10 protein-coding genes and 1 tRNA gene are annotated in these 7145 nt (G+C 61.7%); 7 read left to right on the forward strand and 4 right to left on the reverse strand.

All coding sequences use genetic code 11. From position 1 onward, the window contains the following. On the forward strand, nucleotides 1-296 hold a 296-nt coding region (locus RTX98_RS16670; protein ID WP_312797946.1), incomplete at its 5' end, for a hypothetical protein. Nucleotides 297-300: 4 nt separating this feature from the next. Here RTX98_RS16670 and RTX98_RS16675 read toward each other — a convergent pair. Beyond that, nucleotides 301-780 carry an NUDIX hydrolase gene (locus RTX98_RS16675; RefSeq protein ID WP_312797947.1) on the reverse strand — a complete coding sequence of 160 codons (480 nt, stop codon included), beginning with the start codon at nucleotides 778-780 and terminating at the stop codon, nucleotides 301-303. A gap of 162 nt (nucleotides 781-942) precedes the next feature. Between RTX98_RS16675 and RTX98_RS16680 the strand changes: the two genes are divergently transcribed. Then, nucleotides 943-1263, forward strand: a complete 321-nt coding sequence (locus RTX98_RS16680; protein WP_312797948.1) for a YnfA family protein — start codon at nucleotides 943-945, stop codon at nucleotides 1261-1263. Between the two features lie 7 nt (nucleotides 1264-1270). Here the strand turns inward: RTX98_RS16680 and gpt are convergent, their stop codons facing one another. Then, nucleotides 1271-1768, reverse strand: coding sequence for a xanthine phosphoribosyltransferase (gene gpt, locus RTX98_RS16685; RefSeq protein WP_189501897.1), 498 nt, complete (start codon nucleotides 1766-1768; stop codon nucleotides 1271-1273). A gap of 65 nt (nucleotides 1769-1833) precedes the next feature. Then, entirely contained in the window at nucleotides 1834-2580 is a 747-nt protein-coding gene (locus RTX98_RS16690) for a competence/damage-inducible protein A (protein WP_312797949.1), read from the reverse strand. A gap of 177 nt (nucleotides 2581-2757) precedes the next feature. Between RTX98_RS16690 and wrbA the strand changes: the two genes are divergently transcribed. The 3 genes from wrbA to RTX98_RS16705 all read left to right on the forward strand — a co-directional run bounded on the left by wrbA (nucleotide 2758) and on the right by RTX98_RS16705 (nucleotide 4567). Next, on the forward strand, nucleotides 2758-3357 hold the full coding sequence (gene wrbA, locus RTX98_RS16695; protein ID WP_312797950.1) for an NAD(P)H:quinone oxidoreductase: 600 nt from the start codon (nucleotides 2758-2760) through the stop codon (nucleotides 3355-3357). Nucleotides 3358-3476: 119 nt separating this feature from the next. Then, entirely contained in the window at nucleotides 3477-4469 is a 993-nt protein-coding gene (locus RTX98_RS16700; RefSeq protein WP_312797951.1) for an alpha/beta fold hydrolase, read from the forward strand. Between the two features lie 12 nt (nucleotides 4470-4481). After that, nucleotides 4482-4567 (forward strand) — tRNA-Leu (locus tag RTX98_RS16705). Between the two features lie 20 nt (nucleotides 4568-4587). Here the strand turns inward: RTX98_RS16705 and RTX98_RS16710 are convergent. Then, nucleotides 4588-4992: a gamma-glutamylcyclotransferase family protein gene (locus RTX98_RS16710; RefSeq protein WP_312797952.1), complete on the reverse strand. Its 405-nt coding sequence runs from the start codon at nucleotides 4990-4992 to the stop codon at nucleotides 4588-4590. 196 nt (nucleotides 4993-5188) lie between these two features. On the opposite strand from RTX98_RS16710, the gene RTX98_RS16715 reads away from it, so the two are divergent. Continuing rightward, the gene (locus RTX98_RS16715; RefSeq protein WP_312797953.1) at nucleotides 5189-6244 is read left to right on the forward strand and encodes a hemin-degrading factor; all 1056 of its coding nucleotides are present in this window, start codon (nucleotides 5189-5191) and stop codon (nucleotides 6242-6244) included. A 7-nt stretch (nucleotides 6245-6251) separates the two neighbouring features. Beyond that, a complete protein-coding gene (locus RTX98_RS16720; RefSeq protein WP_312797954.1) occupies nucleotides 6252-7115 on the forward strand; it encodes a heme/hemin ABC transporter substrate-binding protein in 864 nt (287 codons plus the stop codon). The last annotated feature ends 30 nt before the right edge of the window (nucleotides 7116-7145 follow it).

The following is a 7145-nucleotide window of genomic DNA, read 5'->3' on the forward strand; positions in this document are numbered from 1 at the left end:
TGCAACTGCTTGCGGGTGAGATGGGCGCCACGATCAACACCGGCTATCTCGCGCGATCAAACAGCACTTGCGAGACGGTGCTTCACCATCAGCCGCAGCCCCTAACCCCTGGTCGCTTGCTTGTGTCTTTGGCCGATGCGGGTCAGTTCCCACAGCCTAAAATCGCGCAAGATGCGGTTGCCAACGGCTTTTGCCAACGCACCAACGTGCGCGATCAAAGCCTGCTGATGTGCAGCAACGATCCGGGTGTAAACTGGGCGGCACTTGGACCCGCTGTGCAGCCAGTTCTACCTTGAACGATCAGGCTGCTTTCCGCTCGCCCGTCGGTGAAAAGGTGCGGATCATCGCGGCGAGTTCGGGTTCGCGAACTTTGTCGGCGGCTTCCGCCAGCGTCATCCAGCGGCGTTGCCGCTGGCCACGCTCGCGCCAGGTCTTGGCGACGGACTGCACTTCAAGCGGGTAGACTTGAACTTCGTAGGAGGCGGAGGCGGAGCGCTTCTCGTAGTGGAAGGAGCCGAGCGTCTGTGGTGAGACAGTGCCTGCGATCCCGGCTTCTTCGCCCGCTTCGCGCGCAGCGGCATCGAACAGCGCTTCACCGCCTTCGGGCCAGCCCTTCGGCAGGATCCAGCGGCCCGAACCGCGGCTGGTGATCAGCAAGACTTCGATGTCACCGCCGGAACGACGCCAGGGCAAGGCAGCAACCTGGAGCCGGTGTGACCGGAACCCGACAAGGCGCTGCAAGTGCATAATCAAATATCGCCCCGCCTTGCTTGTCCGCATCGCTTGAATCCCGATTTGATCGCGCGCCCAGCGTCGACCTTTGTCTTGGATATGCCCGGCGAATCTGGCCTTTCAACAACCACGCTGCATAAACGTGGGCGACAACCAGGATGGGGTCGCCGGGCTTGCGCGTGGCTGGCGCGAATAAAGAAGGAAAGCTGAATGCCGACGATCGTGCTTTATGGCCTGGCGGCTGCAGCCGAAATCGCGGGCTGCTTTGCCTTCTTTGCGTGGTGGCGGCTCGGCCAATCCGCGCTTTGGCTCATTCCCGGACTGGGGTCGCTAATCGCCCTTGCGTTGCTGCTTGCGCTGGTGGACAGCCCGGCTGCAGGACGTACCTATGCCGCGTATGGCGGCATCTATATCGTGGCGTCGTTAGTCTGGTTGTGGCTGGCGGAAGGCTTTCGACCCGATCGTTTCGATCTGGCGGGTGCTGCGATCTGCCTGGTGGGAGCGGCCGTCATCATCGCCGCTCCGCGCTGAAACGTGCTCAGCCGAACTGGCCTTCGGCAATCGGCTTCTGGAAGGTGAAGCCCATATCCCATGGGAAGAAGATCCAGGTATCCTGCGAGACTTCCGTCACGAAGGTGTCCACCAGCGGCCGACCCATCGGCTTGGCATACATGGCGGCGAAATGCGCCTTGGGCAGCATGGCGCGCACCACGGCCGCAGTCTTGCCGGTGTCGGTGAGGTCGTCGACGATCAGGACGTCGGCGCCTTCGTTCTCACGCAGTGCCGGCGAGATTTCCTTCAGGACCTGCATTTCGCCCTGGTCCTTGTAGTCATGGTAGGAGGCGACGCAGACCGTTTCGAGAACGCGGATGCCGAGTTCGCGCGCAATCACCGCCGCCGGCACAAGGCCGCCGCGGGTGATGCAGACGATCGCCTTCCACTGGTCCTTGTGGGCCGACAAGCGCCAGGCGAGCGCGCGCGCATCACGGTGAAACTGATCCCAGGTAACGGGAAAGGCTTTTTCCGGCAGGGACATTGTGCGCGAACTCCAGGCAAGTTGGGTGCGCGGGGTTAGCCGCAAAAGCGGCGGTGAAGCAAGAGCTAGGCTGATTTTGCCGACAGCTGATCCACCATATCCGCAACTTCGGCACGCACCGTTTCCAGAACATCGGCATCCCGTGCCCGCACCACGAGCTCGGTAAAGAAGCCGCCATTCTCAAGGCTCTTCGGATAAGAGCCGATGATCGTGTCGGGATGCGCCTTCTGGATCGCGCCCAGCGGACCGCCGATCGTGCCTTCGCCAAGCGGGCAATGAATAGTGGCCGAGAGCATTTTGGTGCCGTGCTTCAGGCTTGGTAGAACATTGTCGAGCATGGCCTGGAAGATGGACGGCACGCCCGCCATGACATGCACATTCTCCACCGTGAAGCCCGGCGCGAGCGAGATCGGGTTGTCGATATGGCTGGCGCCGACGGGCATGCGCGCCATGCGCTTGCGGGCTTCGGTAAATTCGAGACCGCGCGAGGCGTAATGCTGTTCCAGGAGCTGGTAAGCCTTGGGATCGTAATCACAAGGCACACCGAACGCCTTGGCGATGGAGTCGGCGGTGATGTCGTCATGCGTCGGGCCTATGCCGCCGGTGGTGAACAGGTACGTGTAGCGGGCGCGCAGCGCGTTCACCGCCGCGACGATCTCGTATTCCTCATCGGGAACGATGCGCACTTCCTTGAGGTCGATGCCGACGGCGGTGAGCATATCAGCGAGATGGCCGATATTCTTGTCCTTGGTGCGCCCGGACAGGATTTCATCGCCGATCACGATCATGGCGGCGGTCACGAGGTCGGTCATACGGGCGCTCTCCTGGCTGGTGGCAGAGGTGTAGGCGCGCGAAAGCCCCGCCGCAATATGCTTGTTCCGGTGAACGATGTGTCGGCAGGCAGGGTGCTTTCATCGAACGGTGAGACACGTATCTTATTGTCTTTAACGATGCCGGAGCGACCGGCGCCGAATGCGAAGGAGCCGATGATGGCAAAGGTACTTGTTCTCTATTATTCGAGCTGGGGCCACATGGAGCAGATGGCGAAGGCTGCTGCCGAAGGCGCGCGTCAGGCCGGCGCCGACGTGACGATCAAGCGCGTCGCAGAACTCGTTCCGGCGGAAGTCGCTCAGGCCGCGCGTTACAAGCTCGATCAGGAAGCCGAAATCGCCGATCCGCTCGAGCTGGAAAATTACGACGCCATCATCGTCGGCGCTTCGACGCGCTATGGCGCGATGGCCGCGCAGTTGAAGAATTTCTTCGACCAGACCGGTCCGCTTTGGGCACGCGGCGCGCTGCTGAACAAGGTCGGCTCGGTGATGGTATCGACCGCGACCCAGCATGGCGGCGGCGAGATCGCGCTGATCACCACGCAGATCCATCTGCAGCATCACGGCATGGTCATCGTGCCGCTGTCTTATGCCTATCAGAACCAGATGGGCAACGATGTGGTTCGCGGCGGCGCGCCCTACGGCATGACCACGACCTCGGATGGCGACGGTTCGCGCATGCCATCGGCGCAGGAACTCGAAGGCGCGACCTTCCAGGGCAAGCGCGTGGCCGAGATCGCGGCCAAGCTGCACGGCTGAACGCTTCGCACCTGATCTTGAATGCGGGCGGTTCGGTGCCGCCGTTTTCGTTTGCGGCCTTGTGCGCCTCGGGCGGCTGTTTACATGAGGGGCTTGCCCACCCACCGAGGATTTGCCCGATGTCTGCGCTGACGATTGTTCTGATCTGCGTTGGCGCGCTGGTGGGTGCAGCTCTAGGGCTGATCGGCTGGGGATGGTTCTCCACGCGGCGCATTGCGGCCGAAGCCGAGCGGCTGGTGCCGCCGCTGGGCAAGTTCATCGAGATCAACGGCAGCCGCATTCATTACTACGAAACCGGCGAAGGTCGGCCGATCCTGATGATCCACGGTCTGGGCGGGCATTATCATCAGTTCCGCCAGCCGCTGATGGACGCGATCGGGCCGGGCTACCGGATGATTGCGCTCGATCGCGAGGGGTCAGGACATTCGACGCGAGCGTCGGGTCAGACGGGCCGACTGCCGGAACAGGCAGCGTTGATCAAGGCGTTCATCGACAAGCTTCAGCTCGACAGGCCGATGCTGGTGGGGCACTCGCTAGGTGGGGCTGTGGCGCTTCAAACGGCGGTGAATTATCCGCAAAGCATTTCCGGGCTGGCACTTCTTTCGCCGCTGACTCAGATGATGGATGCGCTGAAGCCGGAGTTCCGGAGGCTCTACCTGCCCTCGCCGCTGTTTAGGCGCTTCCTGTCGCATACGTTTGCTGTGCCGCTGACGGTGCGCAATGCCGACAAGGTCATGCGTTTCGTCTTCGGGCCGAACACGCCGCCGGAGGATTTTGCCACCGAAGGCGGCGGCATGCTGAGCCTTAGACCCGGCCACTTCTACGCGACCTCCAGCGATCTCGTCGCCATTCCGCTCGATCTGGCGCAGCTGCAGGCGCGCTACGGGTCGCTGAAGATGCCGGTCGGCGTTCTTTACGGAACGGGCGACCAAGTGCTGGATTATCGCGTGCATGGCGAGCGGATGCTGAGCCAGGTGCTGAACCTCGACCTCGAACTGCTCGATCATGTCGGCCACATGCCGCAATATGCGGACACGAACCGCGTTGCCGCTTTCATCCGCCGGATCGCAGAACGGGCTTTTGCAGTTGATCGCAAGGCGGCGGTAGGCTAGCCAGACGCTGATGTGGGCGTGGCGGAATTGGTAGACGCAAGGGACTTAAAATCCCTCGATCTTCGATCGTACGGGTTCGATTCCCGTCGCCCACACCAGCCAGCAAAGACACTGTTGATCAATCGCGCTCCCACGGCGGGATAAAGCGGCGATCCTGGTAGTCGGCAATGCAATCGGAATGTAGCGGCTTCAGCCACTCCCGCGTTTTCATATAGCCGATCGCCTCAACCGGAACGCCGCCGCCGAGGGGTTCAACGTCGATCTTGGTGCGGTAGCTGCCGGGCTTGGCGACATCTTCCAGCTCATCGAGCTTGTCGAGCGTTTCCACCTCGTAAAGCTCACCGGTGATGCGTAGCCCTTCGCCCGGACTGTCGAGCATCATCGGGCCGTAGAAATCGGCGGCGATGAACATCGGGTAGGGTTTGGTTGTTTGCACAGGCCCGAAATACGTCGCATCCGCAAGGCCCAGTTCGAAAAATGGGAAGCCCCGCTTGAGGGTCCCGTACACAAAGACTTTTATCATGGCGGCGGTAAAGCGAGCGCGAGCGAAGACGTTCCGCACAAGCGCCCTCACGTCTTCGTAATAGCTGCATCCTGCTGACAGACCATCAACCCCCTGGCCCAGGTCTTGCAGTCGTTTTATATCATGATAAACGAAGTCAAGATTTCACAGCGTCACGGTAAGGCGCCGGCGAAAAGCACATGGGGGTGTGACAAAGATGACAATTTCGACCGCAAAGCCTAGTGCGGAAGCGATCCGTGCAGTCCGGCTGGAGAAACCGAAGAGCATGGAACGCGAACTGGCGGGCGAGCTTGGGATTTCGGAAGGCGAGTTCGTGGCAGCGTTTTGCGGCGCCAACGTCGTTCGGATCGAGCCGCGTCTAGCTGAGTTGCTGCCGGCTTTGGAAACGCTTGGTGAAGTGCTGGCGCTGACGCGGAATGCCAGTGCCGTGCATGAGAAGGTCGGTGTCTACAGGAACGTCACCGTGGGTGCACACAACGCGCTCGTGCTTGGCGGCGACATCGATCTGCGCATCTTCCCCAAACACTGGGTTCACGCCTTCGCGGTGGAGAAGACCGATGGCGAAACGACCAAGCGCAGTTTGCAGTTCTTCGACGCTTCCGGCGAGGCCGTGCACAAGGTGCATCTGCGCGTCGCCTCAGATCTGTCTGCCTACGAAGCCCTGATCGCGCGCTTCCGCTCTGATGATCAATCAACGAGGATTGCCGTGGAAACGCTTGCGGACGAACAGCCTTTGAACGAGGCCGGCGACGTCGGCGCGCTTCGCTCCAAGTGGGAGAAGCTGACGGATACCCACCAGTTCTTCGGCATGCTGCGCAGTTTGAAGCTGACGCGTCATCAGGCCGTTCACATGATCGGCGACGATCTTGCCTGGCAGGTCGAAGTCGATGGCGCGACGACCATGATGGAGGGCGCCGCCCAGGCGCAGGTGCCGATCATGTGCTTCATCGGCAGCCGCGGTTGCATCCAGATCCATTCCGGCCCCGTGCAGACCATCAAGGCCATGGGACCGTGGATCAACGTGCTGGACGAAGGCTTCCACATGCATCTGCGCAGCGACCAAATCGCTGAAGTCTGGGTCGTGCGTAAGCCGACATCCGACGGGTATGTCACCTCGCTCGAGGCCTATGATGCCAGCGGCAAGCTGATCATTCAGTATTTCGGCAAGCGTCATGAAGGCGAAGGCGAGTTGCCTGCCTGGCGCGATCTGGTGGAAAGCCTGCCGCGCTTGGCGCAGTCGCAGGCGGCGTGAGGTCGTTATGAGTTCGCTTTCTCTGACTGCGCTTGCCCTGCTTGCCTTTGTCAGCATGCCGCTGGCTAGTCATGCCAACGAAGTCGAAACGGTGCCGAACGCCCAGCGCGTCGTGGCCGTTGGCGGGTCGATCACCGAAATCGTGTATGAGCTTGGCGAGCAGAAGCGGCTGGTCGCGCGCGATTCGACCAGCCTATACCCGCAAGAGGCGCTGACGCTGCCGGATATCGGCTATATGCGCCAACTGCCGACCGAAGGCGTGATGTCGGTCGATCCCGATGCGATCCTCCTGCTCGACGGCAGCGGCCCGCCGGAAGCGATCGAGGTCTTGAAGAAGGCGTCGGTACCGCTGGTCGGCATTCCCGATCGTTTCAGCCGCGAGGGCATTGTCGAGAAGGTGAAGGCTGTCGGCCACGCGTTGGGCGTTGACGCCAAAGCCGAGGCGTTGGCTGCCAAGCTCGACGCCGAGATCGCGTCCGCCGAAAAGACGGCAGCTGAAGCGAAGGAGAAGAAGCGCGTGCTCTTCATCCTCTCGGCGCCCGGCGGCAAGATCATGGCTTCCGGTCAGGGCACGGCGGCCGATGGCATCATTGCTATGGCGGGTGCCGAAAACGTCATGAGCGCCTTCAAGGGCTACAAGCAGGTCACCGACGAAGCGATCATCACGGCGGCACCGGATATGATCCTGATGATGGATCGCGGCGACCATGGCGCGTCCGACGAGCAGCTGTTCAGCCATCCGGCACTGGCCGAAACGCCAGCTGGCAAGACGAAGAAGGTGATCCGCATGGAAGGAACCTATCTGATTGGCTTCGGCCCGCGCACGGCCGGTGCGGTTCGCGATCTGGCGGCGGCGCTGGCCAAGCCATGACTGCGATGACCGCCGACATGGGCGCAACGC

It is taken from the genome of Tianweitania sp. (assembly GCF_032053605.1).
Taxonomy (GTDB): Bacteria; Pseudomonadota; Alphaproteobacteria; order Rhizobiales; family Rhizobiaceae; genus Tianweitania.